Source organism: Paenibacillus agaridevorans, from assembly GCF_003112455.1.
GTDB lineage: Bacteria > Bacillota > Bacilli > Paenibacillales > Paenibacillaceae > Pristimantibacillus > Pristimantibacillus agaridevorans.
Genome location: NZ_BDQX01000016.1, coordinates 22,957 through 46,493 on the forward strand (window position 1 = coordinate 22,957; position 23,537 = coordinate 46,493).

General features: G+C 53.9%; 20 protein-coding genes. 9 read left to right on the forward strand and 11 right to left on the reverse strand.

From position 1 onward, the window contains the following. Nucleotides 1–52 precede the first annotated feature (52 nt). The 6 genes from PAT3040_RS00885 to PAT3040_RS00910 form a co-directional block, all read right to left on the reverse strand. Complete coding sequence (locus PAT3040_RS00885; RefSeq protein ID WP_108991150.1) at nt 53–2,398, reverse strand: hypothetical protein; 2,346 nt, start codon at nt 2,396–2,398, stop codon at nt 53–55. A 14-nt stretch (nt 2,399–2,412) separates the two neighbouring features. Next, nucleotides 2,413–3,246: a carbohydrate ABC transporter permease gene (locus PAT3040_RS00890; RefSeq protein WP_108991151.1), complete on the reverse strand. Its 834-nt coding sequence runs from the start codon at nt 3,244–3,246 to the stop codon at nt 2,413–2,415. A gap of 13 nt (nt 3,247–3,259) precedes the next feature. Next, nucleotides 3,260–4,174 carry a carbohydrate ABC transporter permease gene (locus PAT3040_RS00895; protein WP_108991152.1) on the reverse strand — a complete coding sequence of 305 codons (915 nt, stop codon included), beginning with the start codon at nt 4,172–4,174 and terminating at the stop codon, nt 3,260–3,262. A 78-nt stretch (nt 4,175–4,252) separates the two neighbouring features. After that, nucleotides 4,253–5,620, reverse strand: a complete 1,368-nt coding sequence (locus PAT3040_RS00900; RefSeq protein ID WP_108991153.1) for an extracellular solute-binding protein — start codon at nt 5,618–5,620, stop codon at nt 4,253–4,255. Between the two features lie 149 nt (nt 5,621–5,769). Beyond that, entirely contained in the window at nt 5,770–7,629 is a 1,860-nt protein-coding gene (locus PAT3040_RS00905) for a response regulator transcription factor (protein ID WP_108991154.1), read from the reverse strand. Continuing rightward, complete coding sequence (locus PAT3040_RS00910) at nt 7,622–9,457, reverse strand: sensor histidine kinase (RefSeq protein WP_108991155.1); 1,836 nt, start codon at nt 9,455–9,457, stop codon at nt 7,622–7,624. The genes PAT3040_RS00905 and PAT3040_RS00910 overlap by 8 nt, the downstream gene beginning before the upstream one ends. A gap of 264 nt (nt 9,458–9,721) precedes the next feature. Between PAT3040_RS00910 and PAT3040_RS00915 the strand changes: the two genes are divergently transcribed. From PAT3040_RS00915 to mnmH, 4 genes are all read left to right on the forward strand, one after another. Then, nucleotides 9,722–10,396 carry a uracil-DNA glycosylase gene (locus PAT3040_RS00915; RefSeq protein WP_087567434.1) on the forward strand — a complete coding sequence of 225 codons (675 nt, stop codon included), beginning with the start codon at nt 9,722–9,724 and terminating at the stop codon, nt 10,394–10,396. Nucleotides 10,397–10,474: 78 nt separating this feature from the next. Beyond that, the gene (locus PAT3040_RS00920; RefSeq protein ID WP_108991156.1) at nt 10,475–10,852 is read left to right on the forward strand and encodes a hypothetical protein; all 378 of its coding nucleotides are present in this window, start codon (nt 10,475–10,477) and stop codon (nt 10,850–10,852) included. 79 nt (nt 10,853–10,931) lie between these two features. Continuing rightward, nucleotides 10,932–11,978, forward strand: coding sequence for a selenide, water dikinase SelD (gene selD / locus PAT3040_RS00925; RefSeq protein ID WP_108991157.1), 1,047 nt, complete (start codon nt 10,932–10,934; stop codon nt 11,976–11,978). 33 nt (nt 11,979–12,011) lie between these two features. Beyond that, nucleotides 12,012–13,046 (forward strand): tRNA 2-selenouridine(34) synthase MnmH, encoded by a 1,035-nt coding sequence (gene mnmH / locus PAT3040_RS00930; protein WP_108991158.1) that lies wholly within the window; start codon nt 12,012–12,014, stop codon nt 13,044–13,046. On the opposite strand, the gene PAT3040_RS36670 is transcribed toward mnmH, so the two are convergent. Further along, nucleotides 13,027–13,170, reverse strand: coding sequence for a hypothetical protein (locus tag PAT3040_RS36670; RefSeq protein WP_181376371.1), 144 nt, complete (start codon nt 13,168–13,170; stop codon nt 13,027–13,029). The two genes, mnmH and PAT3040_RS36670, sit on opposite strands and share 20 nt — an antisense overlap. 411 nt (nt 13,171–13,581) lie before the next feature. Between PAT3040_RS36670 and PAT3040_RS37890 the strand changes: the two genes are divergently transcribed. The 5 genes from PAT3040_RS37890 to PAT3040_RS00950 all read left to right on the forward strand — a co-directional run bounded on the left by PAT3040_RS37890 (nt 13,582) and on the right by PAT3040_RS00950 (nt 17,632). Next, nucleotides 13,582–13,662, forward strand: coding sequence for a putative holin-like toxin (locus PAT3040_RS37890; RefSeq protein ID WP_219930219.1), 81 nt, complete (start codon nt 13,582–13,584; stop codon nt 13,660–13,662). 327 nt (nt 13,663–13,989) lie between these two features. Further along, a complete protein-coding gene (locus PAT3040_RS00935) occupies nt 13,990–14,658 on the forward strand; it encodes a PspA/IM30 family protein (protein ID WP_108991159.1) in 669 nt (222 codons plus the stop codon). Between the two features lie 90 nt (nt 14,659–14,748). Beyond that, a complete protein-coding gene (locus tag PAT3040_RS00940) occupies nt 14,749–15,780 on the forward strand; it encodes a TFIIB-type zinc ribbon-containing protein (RefSeq protein ID WP_108991167.1) in 1,032 nt (343 codons plus the stop codon). Between the two features lie 56 nt (nt 15,781–15,836). After that, the gene (locus tag PAT3040_RS00945) at nt 15,837–16,586 is read left to right on the forward strand and encodes a TPM domain-containing protein (protein ID WP_258234773.1); all 750 of its coding nucleotides are present in this window, start codon (nt 15,837–15,839) and stop codon (nt 16,584–16,586) included. A gap of 20 nt (nt 16,587–16,606) precedes the next feature. After that, nucleotides 16,607–17,632 carry an SPFH domain-containing protein gene (locus PAT3040_RS00950; RefSeq protein WP_108991160.1) on the forward strand — a complete coding sequence of 342 codons (1,026 nt, stop codon included), beginning with the start codon at nt 16,607–16,609 and terminating at the stop codon, nt 17,630–17,632. A gap of 163 nt (nt 17,633–17,795) precedes the next feature. Here the strand turns inward: PAT3040_RS00950 and PAT3040_RS00955 are convergent, their stop codons facing one another. From PAT3040_RS00955 to PAT3040_RS00970, 4 genes are all read right to left on the reverse strand, one after another. Beyond that, the gene (locus PAT3040_RS00955) at nt 17,796–19,019 is read right to left on the reverse strand and encodes an MFS transporter (RefSeq protein ID WP_108991161.1); all 1,224 of its coding nucleotides are present in this window, start codon (nt 19,017–19,019) and stop codon (nt 17,796–17,798) included. Between the two features lie 81 nt (nt 19,020–19,100). Then, nucleotides 19,101–21,377 (reverse strand): ATP-binding cassette domain-containing protein, encoded by a 2,277-nt coding sequence (locus tag PAT3040_RS00960; protein ID WP_108991162.1) that lies wholly within the window; start codon nt 21,375–21,377, stop codon nt 19,101–19,103. A 73-nt stretch (nt 21,378–21,450) separates the two neighbouring features. Next, nucleotides 21,451–22,035, reverse strand: coding sequence for a dihydrofolate reductase family protein (locus PAT3040_RS00965; protein ID WP_373863916.1), 585 nt, complete (start codon nt 22,033–22,035; stop codon nt 21,451–21,453). 33 nt (nt 22,036–22,068) lie between these two features. Beyond that, nucleotides 22,069–23,271 carry a patatin-like phospholipase family protein gene (locus tag PAT3040_RS00970; protein WP_108991164.1) on the reverse strand — a complete coding sequence of 401 codons (1,203 nt, stop codon included), beginning with the start codon at nt 23,269–23,271 and terminating at the stop codon, nt 22,069–22,071. Nucleotides 23,272–23,537: the final 266 nt, after the last annotated feature.

The following is a 23,537-nucleotide window of genomic DNA, read 5'->3' on the forward strand; positions in this document are numbered from 1 at the left end:
CCCTCCTAGCAAAGTTGGAACGGCTTATAAACGCTGGTATCAAAGCGAAGGCTTAGTTGGCCACAACAAAACCCGCCGGATTTCTGTAAGCGACGACGCAGCTGTAGGTCTCGCCGGATCCGACGTACATATAGGAGCCGTTTGGGGAGACGGCCACACAGGAAAGATAGTGGATATTGGCCCACTCCGTGTCGCGATTAACGAGATCGATGTTGTCCTTGATTACGCGAGGACGTCCAAGATCCATCAGCCCAAGTTCAGGGTGGTAATAAATGAGGTGTCCGGCATCCGCTTCCCCTCCATATATAGCGACTGCTGCATCCAGGCCGACCGCGACAAATTCCCGAAGGGGGCCGCTTGAATGCAGGCGACCGTAACTCGTAACATTGCTCAGATCGGAGGAGATTCGCAACAGCATGCCGTCGCGAGTGCCGCAGACAATGCTGCCGTCGGACAAGCGAACGCCGCCCGACAAGCCTGCGTAAAACCCCCTGCCTTTGACCGATGAGGTGCGGATCGTCAGTTTTTCCGCTTGTCTCTTCGCCAGATCGTAGCGGATTAACGTATCCCCTTCACCCGAGAACAAGAACGTTCGGTCGTCGAGCTTTACCACGGCGGCATCGGTCGGCTCTGTCAGAATGATGTCTGGCAGTCGCTCGCACGACATCGACTCTTGATGGTCGCCTGATGCTTGATCGGGGTCGCAGAGTAACAATTGACCGTTTTTGTCACCGAGCAGCAAGTGGTTACCATCCAATCGGCAATGAATTTTAACTAGATGGAGGTCGACCGGGAGGGAGAAGCTGCGCTGAACTTCCCGCCGAAGCAAATCTATGATGAGCAGCTTGCCGTCGGTGGTCAGAGCCGCAACATGCAGTTCGCCGATCGCACCAGTCTCGCCAGCCTGGGCGCCCGCTCTGCGATTGCCTCCCTCACCGAGCCCGACGCAAGAAACCGTACCGCCGCCTTGGTACAGACATGCGACATAGTCGGGGTGATCCGTCATCGGCGCCGCTTCAATCAGATTAATGCTGGACGTGCCGCTAATTCCATATAGCCGCTCGTTCGTTGCCGCTAGATAGCGGACCGGCGTCCGCTCCCAGACCATTGTCCGGTGAAGCGGCAGTACGAGGACCTCCTCTGCGTCAATATGCATGAACGTGCCCGTAGTTCCGTTCATATGCATGTCCGCTTCCCGAACCGGCTGAATGTGCGCCGCCGGCGTTTCTGGGTCCGGCGGTTTCAAAGAAGCGACGTCGACGGTTAGAATATACGGTGAATAATCGCCGCAGACGTCGACCATATGCAGCTTGCCTTTGTCGTAGATCATCTCGCAGATGTAGTGGGATTGTCGGCCGCCGGGAGAGACGAGTCCAAGATTTTCCGGTTCGCGGCCGTTCAACACATCCCAGCGGACGAGCCGCATCAGGTCGGCCTGGTGATAGCTTTCCAGTCCGTAGTACAGTACAAAGTTTTCGTCTGCCGTCAAGCCACCGATCGCGTGACGCAAATAGGGATTGCGCGGCTGCTCCGGACGCAAATGCATATAGCCGTGGCGAGTCACCTCTAGCGTCTCGGGGTCAAGCTCCAGCAGCTCGCCATCGACATTGTCGGTCAGGAACAGTGTGCCATACGGCGATTCCAAAGCAAAAATCAGCGCCCGCCGGTACTTGGTCCCATGCGGCGACTGAAAATGCACCTTCAAGTCGACCACTTTGTCCGTTACAGGATCGTATCGCCATAGCTCGCCCGTATACGTGCCGCCGTAGATTCGGCCTCGACGGTCCTTGACCAGGCGGCACGAGGCGAATTCGGTCACCTTGCCGTAATCTGTGACTTCGTTTGTCATTAAATTTAGACGATAGAAATGCCCGCGCATATAACCGAGAAAATAATAGTAACGCGGATCGTCGCCAAGGAGCCCGCCATAGATGCTCTCTCGCGGCACCGGGATGCCGCGCACCTCGACCGCGTTTGTATCCGGGTCGACGATCATCACGATTGAGCCTGGATAACCTTCCCATGGGTGCTCGTAATGCTGTTCGAACAACCAGAGTTTGTGGCTCGGCGCGGGTGATGTGTTGTGCGTCGCCATGATCAGCCGTCCGTCCGGGAGGAAGTCGAGGCTCGTATGAATTTTGCTCGGCGGCATCTGCCGACTGTCGACGATCCAGCATTTGGCGATATCCGCAACCAGCCGGATGGAGCCGTCCGTCGGGTAGAACTCGTATAGAAGTGCCGACAGCGGCAGCTCGTTCTCACCGCATACGCTGACAAAGTAACGGCCTTGCGGCGACCGCTGAAAATCCCATACCGCGTTGTGGCCGAGTTCGTTCGGCAATTGGACGAAGCGGGTAGCCCCGTCTGGCAACCCCGCCAGTAAATTGTGTTGTGTCATGACTGCCATCTCTCCTAACCTTTGATTCCGCTAGTTGCGATCCCTTGAACAAAATACTTCTGAGCACTGATGAATAAGACGATAACCGGTACGAGCGCCAGAGCGGAAGCAGCCATCTGCAGGCCGTAATCCTGAAAGCGGGAAGCCTGGAACATCGCCATACCGACGGTCAACATCTGTTTCTTCGTATCGGTAATGAAAATGTATGGATTGGTGAAGTCGTTCCACGCCCAGACGAAGCTGAACAGAATCATTGTGACGATAGCCGGCTTTGCCAACGGTAACACGATGCGGTAAAACACCTTGAGATGGCCGCAACCGTCGATGATGGCGGCTTCCGTCAATGCGTGGGGAATCGAGATGAAAAACTGCCGCAGAAGAAACACGAAATAAATATCGAATGCGGCAGGCAGCACAAGGGCCCAGACGCTGTCGGTAAGATGTAGCGTCTTGTAGATCATGTAACGCTGTACGATCGTGGCGTCGCCGGGCAGCATGAGCGCGGACAGGAATAAGATAAATAGAAAATCCCGTCCCCTGAAACGCAGTTTGGCGAAAGCATAGGCCGTGATGCAGACGATGCAGCACTTGAACGCCAGCGTCAGAATGACCATGACGAAGGAGTTTTTATACCAGAGCAGCAGATCGTATTTGTCGTCGAAGATATTTATATAATTGGTCCAGATAAACGGATCGGGAATTAGACGAAACGGATATTCGAAAATCTTGCCTAGCACTTTGAACGAGGAAGACAGCATGAAAATAAATGGGAAAACATTGGCGACAGCAAATAAAATTGACACAATATTCAGAATAATTACGCCACTGCTTTTTGTTGATTTGATCATGGAGCTCGCTCCCTTACGAATAGTTGACAAATTTCTTTTGCCCGCGCCACTGAATGATCGTAATGCACAGGATGATCGCGAACATGACAATTGCCTGGGCGGTACTGTAGCCCATCCGGTATTGCAGGAACGTCTCCTGATAGATATTGATCGACAACGTCGTCGAGGCTTGGCCCGGGCCGCCTTTGGTCAGCACCTGGATCGGGCCGAAGTTCTGGAACGCGGTAATGACCGCCGTGATTGTCAACAGGAATGTCGTTGGAGATACGAGAGGTACTGTAATGCGCCAAAACTTGCGCATCCGTCCCGCGCCGTCCATGGTTGCCGCTTCATATAGTTCTGAGGGCACGTTCTGTAAGGCGGCTAGAAACACAAGCATAAAGAAACCGATATTTTGCCAGACGACAATCAGCACGATGCTTGGAATAACGGTATGTTCTCCTATCAGCCACAGTGGCGGGTTGGAGACGCCGAGCGCTCGGAGAAGCGAATTAATAGGACCGTCCCGCACGTCGAACAGAATCGCCCAGACGACAGCGATCGCCACGAAGTTGGAGACGTAAGGCATGAAGATGGCCGTCCGAATCGTGTTGCGCATCAGCAGTCTGGCATTGATCAGCATAGCGCAGAGCAGTCCGACGGTGATGACGCCGGGTACGAACAGAGCAACGTAGTAGAAAGTGCGCCATAGCGCACCGATAAACTTATCGTCCGAGAACATGTGGATGAAATTGTCCAAGCCGATAAAATTTGCCGCTTCCAGGTTGCTGATGAAGCTTAGATCCGTCAAGCTGATCACCAGAGATGAAGCGAACGGAGCAAGCTGGAATACGAGGAAGCCGACGACAAATGGCAGGATCAATGTGTAACCAAGCATTTCCTCTTGCCGGGCCAGTGACCATCCTGTATTTTTTTTGGGTTTTCTCATCGCTAATCCCTTCTTTATATCCAACAACGAACCTTAATGAAGACAAGGAGGAGCGAATCCTCCTTGCGCTTATGCCGTTTATTGGATCGTGGACTGGTCTTCTATAATCGCTTGGTCAGCTTTCTTCTTCAGTTCGGTCATCGTCTCCTCAAGTGTCCGTTGTTTGGAGGCGTACAGCTCGCCTTCCGACGAGATGAGCGACGTGATCTTCGACATGCCAGGACCAACAATCTTCTCGCTGACGATGTCGAGCGATGGATCGAGAATAGCGGCCTTTAGCTCCTCGACTGTAATACCATCTTCCTTGAATGCGTCCGCCATTGGCTGGAACACCTGATTGATCTGCTCATCCGTAAGATCGACACGCGCAGGAACGATGCCGGGAAGCGTCCATTGATTTTCGGCCAATACCTTGACCGCTTCGTATGCCGCTTGTTTATTTTTGGATGTGGAAGCAACGGAGTAGCCGCCCATGATGCCCATAACCGCCTTGCCGCCTTCGTTGACCTGCGGCATGATCGCCACGCCCATCTTCCAGTCGCGCGGATATTGAGTGCGGTCCATTGCCGTTTGCACTGCCCAGTGGCCGACTACGAACTGACCGATCGTACCGGTCGTGAGGAACGAGTCCCAAGGCATTTTTTTTGATTTGAAATTGATCATATCCGGCTGCACCTGCAGCTCATTGCCTAGATCCGCGAAGAACTTCATTGATTCCGCAAACGCGGGATCATCGTAGTTGGATGTGCCGTCTGCCTTGTACTCCGGCACCTTCTTCTGCCTTGCTGACAGCAAGAAGTAGTTGTCCCAGTCGAGCATATAGGAGCCGTAGACGCCGGGCTCGACATTTGTAATCGCCTTGGCCGCTTCTGTGTACTTGTCCCACGTGTAGGTGGCGTTGTCGGGATAAGGCACATTCGCTTTGTCAAACAGATCTTTGTTGTACATCGTCACATGCACGTCACGGAAGGCAGGCAGCATGTAGATCTGGTCATTGTAAGTGGACATGCTGCTGCCGTATATCTTGTCCACGTCGTAGTCGTCTTCGGAGATATAAGAATCCAGAGGCTCCAGCAGCTTAGCCGTCGCGAACTTCTGGTACGTCGTCGCGTTTTGGTAGATAATGTCCATCTCGTCGCCCGCCATCAAGCTGATCGTCACCTTCTGGTTCCAATCTGTGCCTTCGCCCGGAATGATGAGCGGCTCCAGCCTGACGTTCCCCAGCTTCTGCTCAACGAGCGCCATCAAATCCTTTGTGCTTTGCCTGGACGCCATATCCGCTGAGGTCGCGTACTTGAGCACTATCGTTTCTTCGTTGCTTGCGGATGGCGAGGTGCCTTCGTTCGTTCCGGTATTGCCGTTGTTGCCGTTATTGCCGCAGCCGGCGATCAAAGCACTTGCTACAGCGACCAGTGCAACTTTGGATAAAGTACTTTTTGTAGACATATTTAGTGAACCTCCCTCTTGGTTTTCTTCATTATAGGTCGCGCCGAGGGATAGGCATATCTAGAGAGATGACAACCTCTTGGTAATTCTCCCACTTGTTTGCACCAAGGCACGATCGAAACGGCCCCGACTTGTAAAAATGGTAACTTTTATTCGGATCCGCGCGCCGCTGCGAATTTTCTGTATACGGTGGGTGGCATGTCGAAGTGGCTTTTGAATACCCGGTTAAAGTAAAAAATATCACTGTATCCGACGCTGGCAGCTATCTCGGCGATTTTGTGGTCGGTGGTCAGCAGGTAGTCCCCAGCCTTCTCCATGCGGACAGCTGTAACGTAATCTTGGAATGTCTGACCAGTTTCTTTCTTGAACAATCGGCTCAAGTAGTTTTTGTTCATCGCCACATAGCGTGCCATCTCTTCGAGTGTAATTTTGACTTGCATATTGCAACGAATATATTCTGCTATACGAAGAATTTCGTCTCTCTGCCTGTCGTCCCCCAGCAGACCCAGTGTCCGCTCGCATTCGTCTACCAGCTTGCCGCCCAACAGTTCCAGATCGACTGCCGATGTGCAATTGTGCAGCTGTGCGAGATCGAAACGCCAGGTCAACATCGCTTTATCGGACATTCGACGCAGTGCTTCCTGTAGCGAGCCGACGACAGAGACGAAATAGTTATTTAGTAGCGCCGGATCTGAGCGCCGGGAGCGGGCGAAGGCGACAAATTCCAGCCACGCTGCATCCATGGCAGTGCGATTGCGGTGATAAAGGCCGGATGTGAGCCGGCTGTTCAACTGGTTGTAGGCTTGCTCCATGTGTTCGGAGTCGAACGGGGCTTCGCCAATACGGACAACCGTGGCAGGCTCTTCATAGAAAGTAGTCAGACGGGCTGCATCGACTTGGTTCAGCGTTTCCATGAGCTGGTTGTACCCCCGGAAACACAAGCCGTATGCTAGGCGGGAATCGAGGTCTAGGTAGTCCTTCAGAGCGGTCTGAACGCGCTCCGCCAAGAATATGGCGGCTGCGTCGGAATCGATGGCGGCGGGGGAGCCCGCAGCAGCGTCGTCGGCGACAACGAAAGTGCCGGCGGTATCTCCGACATTCGCATCGACGGCAGCTTCGGCATTATTGGCCATGGTGACGCCAAGAAGCCAGCAGCCGGACGACCAGCACAGCGACTTTCCGGACTGGCGGAAGCGAATGAGCCCATCTGTTAGCTGCGTCACGACGGCGTTCAGATGGTCCCCGTCGCCGTCAAAGCGCGATTCCAGCACGCGGGCATAATCGTGAATGAGCAGAATGACCCAGAAACCGGTCGGCTGCTCGGAGTCGAAGCCAAGCTCTGATATCCGAGTCGCAAGGTAAGCTGGTTCCTGTCTACGAGCGGTCAAATCTGCGAGCAGCTTCTTGCCGGAGGAAGCTCCCTCGGCTGACAGAGCGAGCCGCGATGACTCCGGCTGCGAAGCCCTCATCGCCGAGGATTCTGCAGTCGCCGTCGAAGAGTTCGCGATCGGAAGTCCAAACGTATATGCTCTCGGTTCCCGAGGTTCTGCAGGCGTCAGCATCTCAAAGTCAGCCGTCCTCTCCAAATGCGGCCAAGCCCGATCTATCTCCCGATTCTGTTCTTGCGGCAGTTTGCCCAGCTTGGAGGCGACTTGGCGCAGCGCCTCCAGAAGCGTTTCCGTTTCGATCGTCACTTTCAGCAAGTAGTCCGCAGCGCCGTGCTTCATCGCTTCTCGGACGAGTGCGAAATCGTCGAAATTGCTCAGCACGAGACAGGCGACGCGGGGGTGGGAGACTGCCAGTTCCTTGATTAATTCGATGCCGTCGAGCTCGGGCATCTTGATGTCCGTAATGACGATATCCGGAGTCGTTCGGCTCACCAGCTCCAGCGCTTGACGTCCATTGGATGCTTCTCCTACCAGTATGAAGCCGTGCTTTTCCCAATTCAGAGCTGCCTTCAGCCCAATGCGGACGAACAACTCGTCGTCGACGATCATGATTTTAATCATCCTTCAACAGCTCCATTCCCAGTGTCGTAGGCTGCAGGGACAGAATCGGCAATTTCACCTTCGTAGAAGTGCCGCCTCCCGCAACGTTATTCATTTGCAGCGCGTAATCCGCTCCAAAGTGCAGCTTCAGGCGTTCGTTCACATTGCTAATTCCGATGCTGCTGAAGCCGTTAGAGGACGCGCTTTTGTCTCTGAGAAGCGAGGCCAGCTTCGACTCATCGCAGCCGACGCCGTTGTCCGTGATGACGATCTCGACATTGTCGTAGTGGCGGTATGCACGGATGTGAATCCTGCCTTTGTAGGAGATGTCGGCGAAGCCATGCAAAATCGAGTTTTCGACGATGGGCTGAAGAATCAGCTTCGGTATGCCGTATTGCAGCACTTCGTCCTCAATCTCGTACTCATCGACGAACAAGGCGGCAAACCGCATTTTCTGGATGGTGACGTAGTGGCGGATATTGTCCAGCTCTTCGGCGATCGGAATGATTTCGTTTTTCTGAACGATGCTGCTCCGGAGTAATTGGGCGAGCGAGGCGATCAGCTTGCTGACGTTGTACACTTTGCTGGCTTCCGCCATCCAACGGATTGAATTAAGCGTGTTGAACAGAAAATGCGGATTGATCTGGGAGTACAGCATCTGGATTTCCAGTTCGCGCTTCGCTTTCTCATCTTCGTTGACCTGCTGGACCAGATTGCCGATTTCTTCCGTCATTTTGTTGAACTTGAGCGCCAGCATTGCCAGCTCGTCCACGCCGGAAACCTCCACGCGGGAGTCGAGACGCCCCGTGGCGAACTCGTATGTAGCCCGTTTCAGCTTGCCGATCGGCTTCGAGATGCCGTTGGCTATCCAGAATGCCAACGTCAGGAAAGCGGCGATAAAACCAAGATTGACATACACGAGCCATTGTCTGACGGCTGCGATCTCCGCATACAGCAGCTTGTCAGGCACTTCGCCGACGACTGTCCAGCCGAGCCGTTCCATATGACTGACATTCGCGATAACATCGAATTTCAATGCTTCGATTGTATCTGTGGGACCCGCCTTCTGTATCTCAGCAAAATACGGGAGCACAGTCCCGATATCGGCTTTGTTCGTCGAGGAGAGAATTTCACCGCGCTCGTTGATCACGTAGCCTCTGATGCTTTCCCGAACGACGATACCGTTCAATATGTCAGAGAGGGCGCTTTCCGGAATGCCGACGATGATGTCTCCGGACTTGCCTCCACCGATGAAATCCATATAAGCACGAGTCAAAATAACGAAAGGAACGAGCTGTCCGTAAGGAAGGAAATTGATATTGTGCGTGTATTCGCCAAGCTTGATATAGTTGTCGTTGCGGACGACTCTCTCCTTGTCCAGCAAGCTGCGCATGAAACTTTGGAATTCGTCGTTCTCTTCCATTGGAATTGTCGAGAAGGAGAAACCTTCGGCGTTGAGGAGTGTAATAAAATGATTGGGATAGTTGTCGAGCGCTGATGTCTGCACGGCGAAATACTTGGAGCGCATGAGCCGGCTATTGCGGTACAGCACCTCCCGGTCGTCGTGGGACCGCTGCTTCATAATGTCCTGAATTTCGCTGTCCATCAGCAACGAGTTGGAGGCGGCGACCATGTTTTTGAACAAGAGCTCGATATTCATTTTGGCTTGAGAGATTGCCATCTCGTTGCCAATATTCATCTTGTCCTTAACCGCTTCCTGTAGGAACTGGAAGGAGATCAGACCGGAGAGTGAAATAGGCAATACGATCAGGAAGAGGAAGGATAATACGAGTTTTCTGCGAATTGAGCGGAGCAATAGCATTCTGAACAGCGTTCCGAGCTTCTTCAAATCCGGACTCCCTCCGAGTGGCTGAGTTTTTCATTACACATTCTATCATACCTGTAACCGATTACAAGATGATTTGGTTTGCTATAATTAGCTTGCGAGTGGCTCAAGAAGCAATTGATGGGGGTTCAAACTTAGTTCGAACCGAAGAGAAGAGGTCGCAGAGATTATCAACGATTACGAATGATGTATAATAGTTTTTGAGCATACCATGAGGCAGGAGAATAGAAGAAGATAACTTCGAACTAGGGGAGGATGACGCTCATTATGGCCATCTTGAAGAATGATTGGGCGGAGAAGCTGGAGGGGGAGTTCGAGCAGCCCTACTATGTGAAGCTGAGAGAATTTCTAGTTGATGAATATAGCAGGGGAGCGGTATACCCGGACAAATACGATATTTATAATTCGCTTCATTACACGTCGCTTGCCGATACGAAGGTCGTCATCCTGGGACAGGATCCCTACCATGGACCGGGCCAGGCGCACGGTCTCAGCTTCTCCGTAAAGGAAGGGATCGGCACGCCGCCGTCGCTGTTGAACATGTACAAGGAGCTGCGCGAGGATCTGGGCTGCTACATTCCCAATAACGGCTACCTGATCAAGTGGGCGCAGCAGGGCGTTCTTTTGCTAAACACGGTCATGACGGTGCGGGCGCACGAAGCCAATTCGCACAAAGGGCAGGGCTGGGAGCATTTCACGGATCGGGTGATACAGACCATCAACGAGAAGGACGAGCCCGTCGTGTTCCTTCTATGGGGCAGCCACGCCCAGAAGAAGGCGGAGTTCATCACGAACCGGCATCATCTGCAGCTTCGCTCGCCGCATCCAAGCCCGTTGTCGGCGCATCGGGGTTTCTTCGGCAGCAAGCCGTTCTCTCGGGCCAATGAATTTCTTCGCGCGAGCGGCCGCGGGGAGATCGATTGGCAGATTGAAAACATATAAGCCAATGCCTTTCGGGACCCAAACGACCGCCTAAAGTGTGAGCGTCTGCATCCAAAAAAGGAATGGGGAGGGATGACATTGCCGAGACTTGTTTGGAAGTGGACTTTATGGACGATAGCGGTTGTCATGTTGTTGCTTCTGCTCGCGGCAGGCCTTTTCCTCAATAAGGTTGGACTGGACAATGCCGGTCTCATGTATCGGCTTCGTTCTGCCGAAGGAGCAATCTTGCCCATGAACGGGGACGGAGAGTTCGTATCCAAAGCGAAGGGCCACCGAGAGCTCCTTAAGGAAAAAATGCATGAGGAAGGCTGGATCTATGCAGGCCAGGAAGGGTCCGGCTATTTTTTCGAGAAGGACGGAGAAACAACCATCGTGACGGCAACGCAAATCTGGAACAGGCATTATATCATGTATCGCGTTGTCAATCGGAAGATTGATCTGGCTACGGAGAGTTAGAATTTCCGAGCCGTATCGTTTATCATGGACTTACTTCATTAACATAACACTAACGATCCCTATAGAAAGGAACTACGCCATGAACACGGAACCGGTCAAACTGACTTCCTACTCAACCAAAGGAGGCTGCGGGTGCAAAATCGGACCCGGAGAGCTCTCCCAAGTCCTTCGCGCCTTGCCGGCCTCTATACCGAACCCAAATCTGCTAGTCGGTATCGATACGAGCGACGACGCCGGCGTTTACAAGATAAGCGACGAGTTGGCGCTTGTGCAGACGGTGGACTTCTTTACGCCGATCGTCGACGATCCGTATTCGTTCGGCCAGGTGGCCGCGGCCAATGCGATCAGCGATATATATGCCATGGGCGGCAAGCCGCTGACGGCGCTTAATATTGTCGCCTTTCCGATCAAGACGCTGGACAAATCCATTCTTGCCGAAATTCTTCGGGGAGCCGGTGACAAGACGCGGGAGGCGGGGATTACGCTCGTAGGGGGACATTCCATCGACGATGCCGAGCCAAAGTTCGGACTTGCCGTCACGGGCCTTGTACACCCGGACAAGGTGCGGACCAATGCGGGGGCGCTTCCCGGCGACAAGCTGATCCTGACCAAGCCGATCGGCGTAGGCATCCTGACGACGTCCATCAAAAAGGACAAGCTTAGTGCGGATGAGGTTCGTCGTGTAACGGAGGTCATGGCGACGCTCAACAAGACGGCCGCGGAAATTATGGAGCCTTTCGACGTGCATGCCTGCACGGACGTAACGGGTTTCGGCCTGATGGGGCATGCGCTGGAGATGGCCAAGGGCAGCGGAGTGGGAATACAGGTGAACGCTGCCGACGTCCCCGTCCTGCCGAGGGTCAGAGAGCTGGCGGAGTCGGGCTTCGTGCCCGGAGGCACGAAGAACAATTTTGCCCATGTCAAGGATTCCATCGACTTCGCGGATACCTTGGACGAGATCGGGCAATGGATCCTGTGCGATGCCGTTACCTCGGGGGGCCTGCTTATCTCCGTAGCCGGAGAACAAGCGGAGGAGCTGCTGGACAAGCTGAAGCAGGCCGGCGTGGAGGCTGCCATCATCGGCGGCGCGACGGATGAGCATCCCGGACGCATCGAGGTCAGATAAGTCAAGAAAACATAGCGCAAGGAGACGGTATCGTTGTTTCAGGATATGAGCATAGACGAGCTATTAAAGATGCGTCAGAGCAAGACGGTCGTCACTATCGACGCGCGTTCGCCATCCGAATTCGCCGAAGCGACGATTCCGGGCAGTCTCAACATTCCGCTCTTCGACGACGCGGAACGCGCGGAGGTCGGCACAACCTACAAGCAGGTCAGCGTTCAGGCGGCAATGGACCGCGGGCTGGAGCTGGTATCGGCCAAGCTGCCTGATTTCATTAAGCAGTTCCGCGAGATTCCGGGACAGAAGGTCGTATTCTGCTGGCGAGGCGGCATGCGCAGCAAGACGACGGCAACGGTTCTCTCCTTGATGGGCATACGTGTTCATAGGCTGACGGGAGGCTTCCGCGCTTACCGCAAGTGGGTCGTGGAGACGCTGGAGAATATGGAGCTGGCTGCTTCTCCGATTGTCTTGCTTGGCAATACCGGAACAGGCAAGACGGCTATTCTCCGCCAGCTCGCGGAGGAGGGATATCCCGTCCTTGACTTGGAGAAGATGGCCGGACATCGCGGTTCTATCTTCGGACATGTAGGGATGGCATCCCATAATCAGAAGACGTTCGAGTCGCTGCTTGTTGCCGACTTGCTGCAGCTGGAGCAGTCCCCATATGTCCTGATAGAAGGGGAAAGCAAGCGAATCGGCAAGGCGGTAATTCCGGATTTTATCGTGAGGAAGAAAGAGCAAGGAGAGCAGCTGTTGATTCGTCTGCCTATAGAAGAACGCGTACGTCATATCGTGGAGGATTACCGTCCGCTGGAGCATAAGCAGGAGCTGATACAAGGCTTTCAGCGGATTCGCCGCCACATTCATACGCCGGTCGCCAAGGAGATTGCGGCATGTCTGGAAGCCGATCAATACGAAGCAGCCGTCCGACTGCTTCTGGAGCATTATTATGATCCACGCTACGAGCACGCAATGAGCCAGTATAGCGGACCGACTACGATCATCGAAGCCGATACGGTTGCCGAGGCCGCGAGACTGGTCAAAGAAAGACTTACGAGCCGAGGATATTGAAGAGCGAAGAACATTCAGAAGCCGTGCAAAGTGGCTTGGCATTAACCGGATATGACATGCCGCTACTTGCCGTCGCATGAATTTCGTTTTCGGCGACCAGGATCAGCTCGCCCTTGCGTTCCATATGCTGGATTCCAATGTCTCAGGAGCGACTGGATTAGTTATGAGGGGAATGCGATCGTTACCGAGGATGATGACGGAGAACCGCGGAACGTATAGTTGTCTTTGAATACATCGCCATGAGGCTAATACATCATGGCGATGTATTTTCTATTTCCGGAATCAACACATAAATAACGCTCTTGTCCTAAAAATACTTACAAAACGGATCCGAGCGAGTATGCACTCGCATCCTCCGCGCTGCCCGTATATCCAGATAAAGAGCCGGAACGCGCAACTATAGCGGTGCTACAAACCTAAGTCCTTTGTCTCGGGGATCGATCAACATCGGTTCAACTCCCGTTTGTGCAAAGCAGGAGAAAATCAGAGTTCGCTGCTCATATATTCTTACAAATTATGCTATAATTAGACGTTGATGATCAGTTTCGGTGCGCTAATTGTAGCGCTGCTAACACTGGTTGTTGCCATCATTGCAGTATTTAATCAACAAAAATAGATCGCCCCGCTGCAAGGAATGCGATCTATCTCTGTGATTTAGATTAGGTTCCGAAGCCGACCGCCTTTGAAGCGGTCTACTGTGCTGCTGGAGTCGTGTGGTCGCACGGCTCCTTCTTTAGTTTTATTATAACTACCACTGTTTATACATGCAACATGGAAATGGTAATGAAACCATATTGGACCGGATGGCTAGACTACTGGTGATTAATACCGCGATCTAACGCCGCGAAAGAGCTTAATAAACCTTTTCGCTTCGATTTGAATCCTTTTTGCCGAAAATAAGGTACTATAAGATCAGGAAATCGTTGCAGAAGGAGGCTGGCATATGAGTATTCTATCCAGATTCAGGGATTTGATGACCAGTAATGTGAATGCGCTGCTTAAGCGTTCCGACAATGTAGAGAAGTCGCTTGACGAATATATGCGAAGCGTAAATGGCGAGCTGGGCAAGGTGAAGGCGGAGACGGCGTCGATTCTGGCTGCGGAAAGCCGGGCGAAGCGGGCGCTCGACGAATGCAAGGCGGAGATCGCCAAGCTGCAGCGATACGCGGAGAAGTCGGTTCAGTCGGGCAATGAAGCTCAGGCGATGAAGTTTCTGGAACAGAAGGCGGCGGAGGCTGGCAAGGAAGCCGAGCTGCAAGCCGCTTACCATACCGCGGCGGGCAATGCCGCGAACATGAAGGCGCTGCAGGAAAAGCTGACCGCGGATATCAACTTGCTGGAAGCGCGCCGGACGGCGATCAAAGGCAAGCTTGCGGCTGCGGAAGCGCAGCAAAAGATTAACGCCGCGGACACAGCGGGTATAGCGGGAGCGTCTATGCTCGACGAGCTGGAGGAGAGGGCGGAGCGAGCTTATGACGAGGCGATGGCGCTCGCCGAGCTTCGCAGAGATGCGGCCTACGATATAGACGCAGAATTCGCCCAATACGAGAAGGCGAAGGAAACGAAGCCGGAGGAAGAGCTGGCCGAGTTGAAGGAGAAGCTGGGGCGGTAAGGCGAATCACCCATCAGGCTGATTTTGTTAAGGGTATAAAGGTAGCCACAACAGTGCCAATCGGGAAGAGAAAGGGGTGTGATGGCACGAATGTCGGTCATTGCATATAAGTGTCCGAACTGCGGGGGCGAGATGGCGTTCGATAGCGCCTCCGGCATGCTGCTATGCCAAAGCTGCGGCAGGAAGGACGAAATCGAAAGCTATTCGGGCTCGAACAGCCACTCCGTTTTCAACGGAGACGAGGCGCACGAATACCACTGCACAAGCTGCGGCGCCGTGCTCATCACGGAGCCGGAGACGGTAGCGACGTCTTGCAGCTTCTGCGGCTCCAACGTCGTATTGGGCGATCGGCTGGCGGGAGAGCTGTCTCCCGACATCGTCATTCCGTTTGCGATTAGCAAGGAAGAGGCGCAGAAGGCGTTCAAGAAGTGGTGCAAGAACGGTCTCTTGACGCCGCCGGGCTTTATGACCGCGGATCGGATCCAGAGCATCACGGGCATGTACGTGCCTTTTTGGTTATACGATCTGCATAGCAGCATCCAGGTGCAGGCGCACGGGACCAAGGTGCGAACCTATAGAAGCGGCGACTACATGTATACGGAGACGCAGCATTATGACGTCTACCGGGACATCGTGCTGGATTATGTCAAGGTGCCGGTGGATGCCTCGGAGAAGATGAACGACGAGCTGATGGACAAGCTGGAGCCGTTCCCCTATGATCGGCTAAAGGAATTTAAGGCGCCCTATCTCTCCGGCTACGTCGCGGAGAAATACAATTACGACGACAGCGTATTGTATCCTCGCGCCAAGCATAAGATTGGCGATTATATCGAATCGTATATCAAGTCCACGATGCAGGCGTACCATGTACTGACTTACCAGAACAAAAACATCCGGACTTCCGCGCTGAAGGCGGATTACGCGCTGCTGCCCGTCTGGGTTGTACATTATGACTACAATAAACAAAGATACACCTTCGCGATGAACGGGCAGACGGGAAAGGTCGTCGGAAAGCCGCCGCTGAGCAAGGGCAAAATATTCGGCTGGTTCGCGGGCATCTTCCTCGCGGGGTTCGCGGCCATGAAAGCCATACAGCTGGCGATGGGAGGCGGAATATGGTGACAGGAAGACAATTTATCCGCCTTTCCCCGTTTGCCAGGATGGTCGCTATTATAGGGATGCTCCTCCTGTGCCTTCCGCTGGCCTCCGTGTACGCGGCCGAGGATGGGAAGCCACTAATTTACGACGAAGCGGGACTGCTTGACACCGAGCAGGAGGCCAAGCTTACGGAGATGGCAAGAACGTACGGTGCCGAAAGGGAGACCGACATCATCATCTATACCTCTCTTAACGAGTCGGGAGCCGATGTCATGAAGATGACGGAGGACTTCTACGACAACAAGGCTCCCGGCTTCGACAAGCCCCATGGCAATGCCGTCATTCTGACGATGGACATGAAGTTCAGGGAAGTTTATTTGGCGGGCTTTTACAAGGGCGAGGAGTATCTCGACGACGGCAGACTGGACCGCATCAGGAACCGGATCACGTCCGATTTGTCGGCGGGCGATTATTACGCCGCGTTTTCGGAATACATCGTAACGGCGCATCGTTACATGGGTTACAAGCCGGGCGTGGATCCCGATAATATTTTGTTCAAATGGTGGTTTCAGGTCGGCGCAGCCGGTGTTGTAGCGCTCCTGATCGTCTGGCGGATGGTGGCGAACTCGGGAGGAAAAGTCACGGTGCACAGCCGTACCTACGAGAACGTCGGATCCTCCGGGGTCATCGGCCATCGGGACCAGTATATAAGAACGACGGTCACGAAGCAGCATATTCCGAAGCCGAGCAGCGGTGGTGGAGGAGGCGGCGGCGGTGGCGGCAGATCGTCTGGCGGCCATTCGCATAGCGGAAGCAGAGGATCATTTTAAAAGGGGAAGGATGAGGCATAATGGTGTTTTTCAAAAACCAGTTCGCAAACGTAGTGGAATGGGAAGAGTTCCGCGACGACATGATATTCTGGAAGTGGAGCAACAAGGAAATCAAGAAGGGGAGCAAGCTGATCATCCGCCCCGGCCAGGACGCGATCTTCGTCCATAATGGCAGGATCGAGGGCATCTTCCAGGACGAGGGCGATTATAATATCGATTCTCAGATTATTCCGTTCCTCTCCACGCTCAAGGGCTTCAAGTTCGGCTTCAACAGCGGCATGAGGGTCGAGGTCGTGTTCGTCAACACGAAGGAATTTACGGTAAGATGGGGGACGCAGAACCCCGTCATGATTCCGACGCCGCAGTTGCCTGGCGGCATGCCGATCCGCGCCAATGGCACGTTCGTGTTCAAGGTAAAGGATTACGTGACGTTTATCGATAAAATCGCCGGCGTGCGGGAGAGCTATCTCGTTGACGACGTAAAGCTTCGCATTACCTCCGTGCTCGACAGCCTGCTCATGAAGTGGATCAGCACGGAAGGCAAGGATATGTTCAACCTCCAAGCCAATGCAGCGGAAATCTCGCGGGGCATTCGCGAGGATCTCGACATGGAGCTGCTGGATATCGGCATCACGATTTCGGGCTTCCAGGTGATGAGCTTCAACTATCCGCCGGAAATCCAGGCGATGATTACAAAAAACGCCTCGCACAGCATGATCGGGGATATGGGGCGCTACCAGCAGGCGTCGATGATCGACGCGATCTCTTCGGGCAAGCTGCAAAGCGGCGGAATGGCGGCCGATGCGGCAGGCATGATGATGGGCATGAATATAGCCAAGGAAATGATGAAGGGCATGAATGGCGACGGCGGCCAGCAAGGCGGGAACGGCAGCGGCTCCGGGCAGCAAGGGAGTTCCAACGCATCGGGGCAGCAGGGCTCCGGATCGGCTCCGTCCGGCGGGGGGAAGCCGAATTTCTGCCCGAATTGCGGCGCCAAGAACGAAGGCGCGAATTTCTGTCCGAACTGCGGTCAGAAGCTGGGCTGACGGCAGAAGAAGATTCACTGTGCGTCTAGTGGTCGATGGAGGAGCCTCCGTTGCAATCTAGCTGGCAGCGGTCGAACACTCATGACTCGCCAACCCCCAGGACAACCAACAAGCCGTCGCGACCATCGCGACGGCTTTTCCCTGGTCTTGCGGAGAACGCTCCCTATTTCGCAACTGCCGTGTCTCCCGACGATCCTACACCCGAACTGGGGCCGCGTTCCTTCGCCATCGACCAGCCGATCAAAATAAGCGATGCGACGATAATGGCGGTCGGAATCAGGAACAGCAGCGGATGATATCCTTCGATAAAGAGAGGGAGGACATAGCCAAGCAGCGTCGCCATCAAAATGATGCTTTCGTACAGGCTGGCGCCGAAACCGCTGCGGCCGAGGAACATGCGCTGCACATAACCCATCGCCACGCCGAATTTGATGGAGACGAACAGCGAATAGACGGGCTGCACGAGGAAGAAGTAGGCCAGCGGAGGCGCCGCAAGATAGACGGCGTAGCAGGCAATTGCGCACAAGCCGCCCAGCATTAAAATGCGCTTGGTGCCATAACGCGCCGCCCAGTAACCGGAAACGGTCATGAGCAGCAGCTCGAATACGGCCTGTACGCTCCAGATGTAGGAGGCGAATTCGGCGCGGCCGAACAGCTCTTTTACGACGAGCGGCAGGTATAGTCCGCGCACGGCGTCAGCGCATGCAATCATAAGAATAGCGAGAAGCATAAGGAGAGAAAAAGGTTCTCCTCCCTTCGGCGCCGAGACTTTTTTGCCCCCCGTCGGCGTTTCGGCGCCTAGCTCTTTGTGCATCAGAAGCAAGAGCATCAGGGCGGCATAACCGGCCAGATTGCCCCATAAGACCCCTTGAAACGTCGCGAGCACATACAGGTTGGCTCCGATCAGCAATCCGGCGAAGAAACCGACGCTCATCGACGAACGCAGCCAAATAAGCGCCATCTCGACCAGAGTGGGCGCCAGGCGGGCGAAGTGGTTACGCGCCAGCGCGAACAGCTGTCCCATAATGAGCCCGGAAGGAGCTGATGCCACGCACAGAAAGATAAGCGCCTGCGCGTAATTATCCGCCCGCATATACATCAGCAGCCCTATCATGCAGATGATAGCCGCGACGACGGCAATCCTCTTTTTGCTCCTCATCCGGTCGCTAAAGATGCCGACCGTTATCGTGACGATGAGGTTGAGCAAGGCGGAGATCGCGAATACCGATACGATCTGTCCTTTGGCAAGTCCGATGTTCTCGCTCAGATAGATGGCATTCATAGGCGCAAGTATGCCGAGTCCGATGCCATAGCAGAACAACGCTCCCAATAACCCGCGAGCTCCGGGTACGTCCGCGAACGTCCGCAAGTCCTTCCATATGTTCAATCGAATCGCTCCCAATCGGATCAGTGGATCATAATCTAGTTACGAGTATACCACCAACCTTCCGATCTGTATCGATCCTTATCAGGAAGACGCTCCCTGGCCGCCTTCCGACTTGCGCAAATACGCACCCGTTATCGAATGCTCGGCAGCGGCAAGCTGGACAGGAGTGCCTTCGAATACAATGCGGCCGCCTTGATGTCCGCCCTCGGGGCCCATGTCAATAATCCAATCGGCCCTCTTGATTACATCCATGTTGTGCTCGATGACCACCACCGTGTTGCCCCCATCGACCAGGCGGTTCATAATGTCCATCAGACGGGAGATATCGTACATATGCAATCCGGTTGTCGGCTCGTCCATCACATAGAGATTGCCCTCCTTATGCAGCTCGCCGGCGAGCTTGATGCGTTGGCATTCTCCGCCCGACAAGGTGCTTAAAGGCTGGCCCAGAGTCACGTACCCGAGTCCCACATCCTCCAGCGTCTGCAATTGACGGAGCAGTTCCTTCCTGCTAAAGAACTCCAAAGCTTCCCGTACCGTCATGGCGAGGATGTCGCTGATGGATTTTCCGTTCAGCTTGTATTCCAGCACTTCGTCGCTGAACCGCCTGCCCTCGCAGCTTTCGCAAATCGTCCTTATCGGCTCGAGAAAGGCCAAATCCGTGTATATCATCCCGAGACCCTGACAGTTGGAACAGGCTCCTTTGGAGTTGAAGCTGAACAACGATGCGCTCACCTTGTTGGAGGCTGCGAACAGCCGCCGGATCTCGTCCATCATTCCCGTATAAGTGGCCGGATTGGAGCGGATGGATGTGCCCACGGCCGACTGGTCGATAACAATCGCCTCCGGATGCGATGGCAGGAAGGCTCCGTTAATCAACGTGCTTTTGCCCGAGCCGGCTACGCCCGTTACCACGGTCAGCACACCGACGGGGATATCGACGGTAACATCCTTCAGATTGTGAAGCCTGGCGCTGGTTACGGTCATCCAATCCGTAGGCGTCCTTGTTGAAGTTTTCAAGGGCAGGCTTTGCTTTAAGTGACGGCCTGTCGGCGTATCCGCGCGGAGCAGGCCCGCAAAGTCTCCTTCGTAGACGATTTCTCCGCCGCGGGTTCCTGCAAGCGGTCCGACGTCGATGATGTAATCGGCGATTTCAATCACCTCGCGGTCGTGTTCGACGACGAGCACGGTATTGCCTTTGTCCCGGAGCTGACGAAGCATGCCGTTAAGACGATGGACATCTCGCGGATGCAGCCCCACGCTCGGCTCGTCGAAAATGTAGATCATGCCGGTGAGACTGCTGCTGAGATGACGGACCATCTTGATGCGCTGCGACTCTCCGCCCGACAAAGTGGCGGTCTGCCGGTCCAGACTCAGATAGTCCAGTCCGATGGAGACCAGATGGTTCAGCCGGGTCAAAATCCCGCCAATCATCGGACCTGCAACGGGATCCCGAATGGCTTCAATCATACGGATCAGCTCGCCGATCTCCATCGCCGCGCACTCCGCAATGTTGTATCCGTTAATCCGGCAGCCCAAGGCCGCTTGATTAAGCCGGCTTCCCCCGCAAAGGTTACACTCGCTATAGGATAAAAAACGTTCAACCGTTTCGCGTTTGGCATCCGATATCTCGCTGATGTCCCGCTTTACATACAGGCGGGTGAGCTTGGGCAGCAGCCCCTCGTAATTCGATTCGATATCGCCGCCTATCGAGCGGTATACGATTTTGCTTTCTTTGCCGTTTAGGAGAGCGTCCCATTCTGCCGGCGTATAGTCGGCAAGCCGCTTGTCGTTGTCGAACAAGCCGGAATGGGTGTACGTATTCAAGTACCAGCTTCCCACTTTAAAGACGGGGAAGAGGATGGCGCCATCATTAAGCGATTTGGACTTGTCGAGCAGCTTGTCCACGCTAAACTGCACCACCTGTCCGACTCCGGAGCATTCCGGGCACATGCCGGCCGGTTCGTTAAACGAGAAGACATGAGAAGAGCCGACTAAAGGTTTGCCGATTCTGGAGAAAAGCAACCGGAGCATGGCATAAATATCCGTGATTGTGCCGACCGTCGAACGGGAGTTGCCGCCGAGTCTTTTTTGATCGATGACAACCGCCGTAGACAAGTTCTCGATGAGATCGGTATCCGGCTGACTAATCCGGGGCAGCCGATTGCGGACGAATGCGGAAAACGTCTCGTTAAGCTGCCGCTGAGCTTCTGCGCTGATAGTGTCGAAAACAAGGGAGGATTTGCCCGACCCTGAGACGCCGGTGAAGATCGTGATTTTTTGCTTCGGGATGCGGACATTTACGTTTTTCAGGTTATTCTCGCGCGCTCCTTCAATTACGATATCATAGCCGTTCATAGACATCACCTCGGATTTCTATTTTCCAAGCTATCACAGTTTAACTGAAGTACCATGACAACATATGTCATGATTAAGCAAGCGAATGGTAAATTAGTTGTACAACGCCTGAGGAGAACGTTTTTGTATGAACCATTTTTAAATTCAACCGTTGTTGTATATCCGCAAACAGCGGTTTACCTTCTCCCAAAACAACAGGGTGAACGGATAATCTAAATTCATCGACAAGTCCTAAATGGATAAAAGTCGTAATCAAACTTGCTCCGCCATATAACCAGATGTCTTTACCCGGCTCATTCTTTAATTTAGCCACTTCTTCAAGAATACCGTCATTGATGAAAATGACTTGATCATCGGTACTCCCTTTCGTCCTGGAAAACACGTATTTTTTTTTGCTATGAACCAATTCCCAAAATTCTTTTTCAGAATCCGAATGTTCGATTTCCGGAGTATATTGTCCCCATAAATCATAGCTTTTTCTTCCATATAAAATGGTGTCGACTTGATCTAAAAAATGAGTAAACTCCATCTCGGCGTCCATAATGCACCAGTCGATTTCACCATTTTTCCCTTCAATAAAACCATCTAAAGTAACCGCCAAATCTAAAATGATTTTTCGTTTCATGAGCTGTAACTCCTTTCGTTGACCTACCCCCATTATAGATCCTCAAATACGTCACCTTATGTCATATTAAGCTTCTGGCCCTTCGGGCAGCCGAACGGCCTCCAGTATACGCTGCGCGGCCATGCAGAGCTCCACTTGACGGAACCCGAGACCGCGGGTGTTCCGTAGCGGACCGCTTATGGCGGTACGAATCCAGTCCGCGAAGGAGTAAACGGCGTATTTGTGCACGTCCTTTGCTGTCGCTAAAGTCTCTGCCAGAGCGATGATAAAGGCCAGAGACGACGCGTCCGCAGGCAACCGCATGCTGCCGGACAACCTGGGCACGATACTTTTGCTCCACAATTCCCGAGGCGGAAGTCCGCCAACGCCGAGCATGCGGCCGACACCCAACACTTTGGCTTCGGGGAGCGAGTCGAGCATCTCCTTGCACATCTCTTCGGTTAGTCCGCCGATGTCGATGCAATACGTTTTCCCTTGTAATCCTCTAAGCTGCCGAATGGCGTCGTAGTAGCCCATGTTCAAGCTGCGTCGTATCGACTCGGGGTTAAAGCTCATCATGCCGCCGAGCGGCTCGGAAGGCGAGATGGTCGTAACCGTCATGCCGGGATACCGGGCTTTGCGAGTAATCCCGAGTCCAAGCGTCCTGATCGCGACGACTTGTTTGTAGCCTTTAAGAGCCAGCATATTAATCGGACAGTTATCATACAGCCCCCCGTCGATAAAAGCCTCGTTGTCGATGACGGTTGTTTGAAAGCCGGGAAAGGAAGCGCTGGCCATCAAATAATTCGCCAACTGTCCTTGCGGTATATCTTCCTTGTACAGCTCGCGCGGGGCACGGCCCGTCAAGGATACCGTTACCAGCCCGAAGTCGGCAGGGGATTCTCTCAGCCGGCTTTCATCGACAACGGATGCGATCAATTGCCGCATCTTCCTCGTATCCATGCCTCTGCTCGCGATGAGCTTCCGGGTTCTCGAGGCCAAGTGGCGCAAGGCGCTTGTGTCGAGCCTGCGCCGCATCAGCAGATGGTATTCCTCATCGGTAATATCGAAAATCGCGCGGGCATCCAGCCGCTCCCACAAACGATAGCCGTTCTCGAAGTCGCCTTGCGCGATGACCGCTCCGTTAAGCGCGCCGATCGAGGTGCCGACTACCGCGTCGAACGTGTGGCCCGCCTCCAAGTACGCTTTCGCCACTCCCATATGATAAGCGCCTTTGGCGCCGCCGCCTTCAAGCGCCAGCCCCAGCCCCGGCTTTGCAGCTTCCGCCATGATGGCAATCCTCCCGTCTGTCTCGTTGCTCCGTTATGTATCCGCTTATAAAGATATGTATGCCGAACCTTGCAGACATTTCCATTATACCTCCGGCAATCATGCCATGCATATGCCAGGAAGGTATATTCGGCCTGCATAACGTCAGACAATATGTTCGAGTTCAAAAAGTTCGGTTTTCAGCACCGAGAAGATGGAATGCAAGTAGAAACTGAGGAGCGGAGCGTAGTGGAAGCTACGTGAGCACCGGAAGTTTCGCTTGCGTT

Excerpts from the sequence above, each read along its gene's own strand:
- PAT3040_RS00915 (WP_087567434.1), top strand. The coding sequence starts at position 9,722 with ATGGCCATCTTGAAGAATGATTGGGCGGAGAAGCTGGAGGGGGAGTTC.
- PAT3040_RS00940 (WP_108991167.1), top strand. The coding sequence starts at position 14,749 with ATGTCGGTCATTGCATATAAGTGTCCGAACTGCGGGGGCGAGATGGCG.
- PAT3040_RS00900 (WP_108991153.1), bottom strand. The coding sequence starts at position 5,620 with ATGTCTACAAAAAGTACTTTATCCAAAGTTGCACTGGTCGCTGTAGCA.
- PAT3040_RS00885 (WP_108991150.1), bottom strand. The coding sequence starts at position 2,398 with ATGACACAACACAATTTACTGGCGGGGTTGCCAGACGGGGCTACCCGC.
- PAT3040_RS00965 (WP_373863916.1), bottom strand. The coding sequence starts at position 22,035 with ATGGGGGTAGGTCAACGAAAGGAGTTACAGCTCATGAAACGAAAAATC.
- PAT3040_RS36670 (WP_181376371.1), bottom strand. The coding sequence starts at position 13,170 with ATGGAACGCAAGGGCGAGCTGATCCTGGTCGCCGAAAACGAAATTCAT.
- selD (WP_108991157.1), top strand. The coding sequence starts at position 10,932 with ATGAACACGGAACCGGTCAAACTGACTTCCTACTCAACCAAAGGAGGC.
- PAT3040_RS00935 (WP_108991159.1), top strand. The coding sequence starts at position 13,990 with ATGAGTATTCTATCCAGATTCAGGGATTTGATGACCAGTAATGTGAAT.
- PAT3040_RS00950 (WP_108991160.1), top strand. The coding sequence starts at position 16,607 with ATGGTGTTTTTCAAAAACCAGTTCGCAAACGTAGTGGAATGGGAAGAG.
- PAT3040_RS00960 (WP_108991162.1), bottom strand. The coding sequence starts at position 21,377 with ATGAACGGCTATGATATCGTAATTGAAGGAGCGCGCGAGAATAACCTG.
- PAT3040_RS37890 (WP_219930219.1), top strand. The coding sequence starts at position 13,582 with ATGATCAGTTTCGGTGCGCTAATTGTAGCGCTGCTAACACTGGTTGTT.
- PAT3040_RS00970 (WP_108991164.1), bottom strand. The coding sequence starts at position 23,271 with ATGGCGGAAGCTGCAAAGCCGGGGCTGGGGCTGGCGCTTGAAGGCGGC.
- PAT3040_RS00890 (WP_108991151.1), bottom strand. The coding sequence starts at position 3,246 with ATGATCAAATCAACAAAAAGCAGTGGCGTAATTATTCTGAATATTGTG.
- PAT3040_RS00905 (WP_108991154.1), bottom strand. The coding sequence starts at position 7,629 with ATGATTAAAATCATGATCGTCGACGACGAGTTGTTCGTCCGCATTGGG.
- PAT3040_RS00945 (WP_258234773.1), top strand. The coding sequence starts at position 15,837 with ATGCTCCTCCTGTGCCTTCCGCTGGCCTCCGTGTACGCGGCCGAGGAT.
- PAT3040_RS00895 (WP_108991152.1), bottom strand. The coding sequence starts at position 4,174 with ATGAGAAAACCCAAAAAAAATACAGGATGGTCACTGGCCCGGCAAGAG.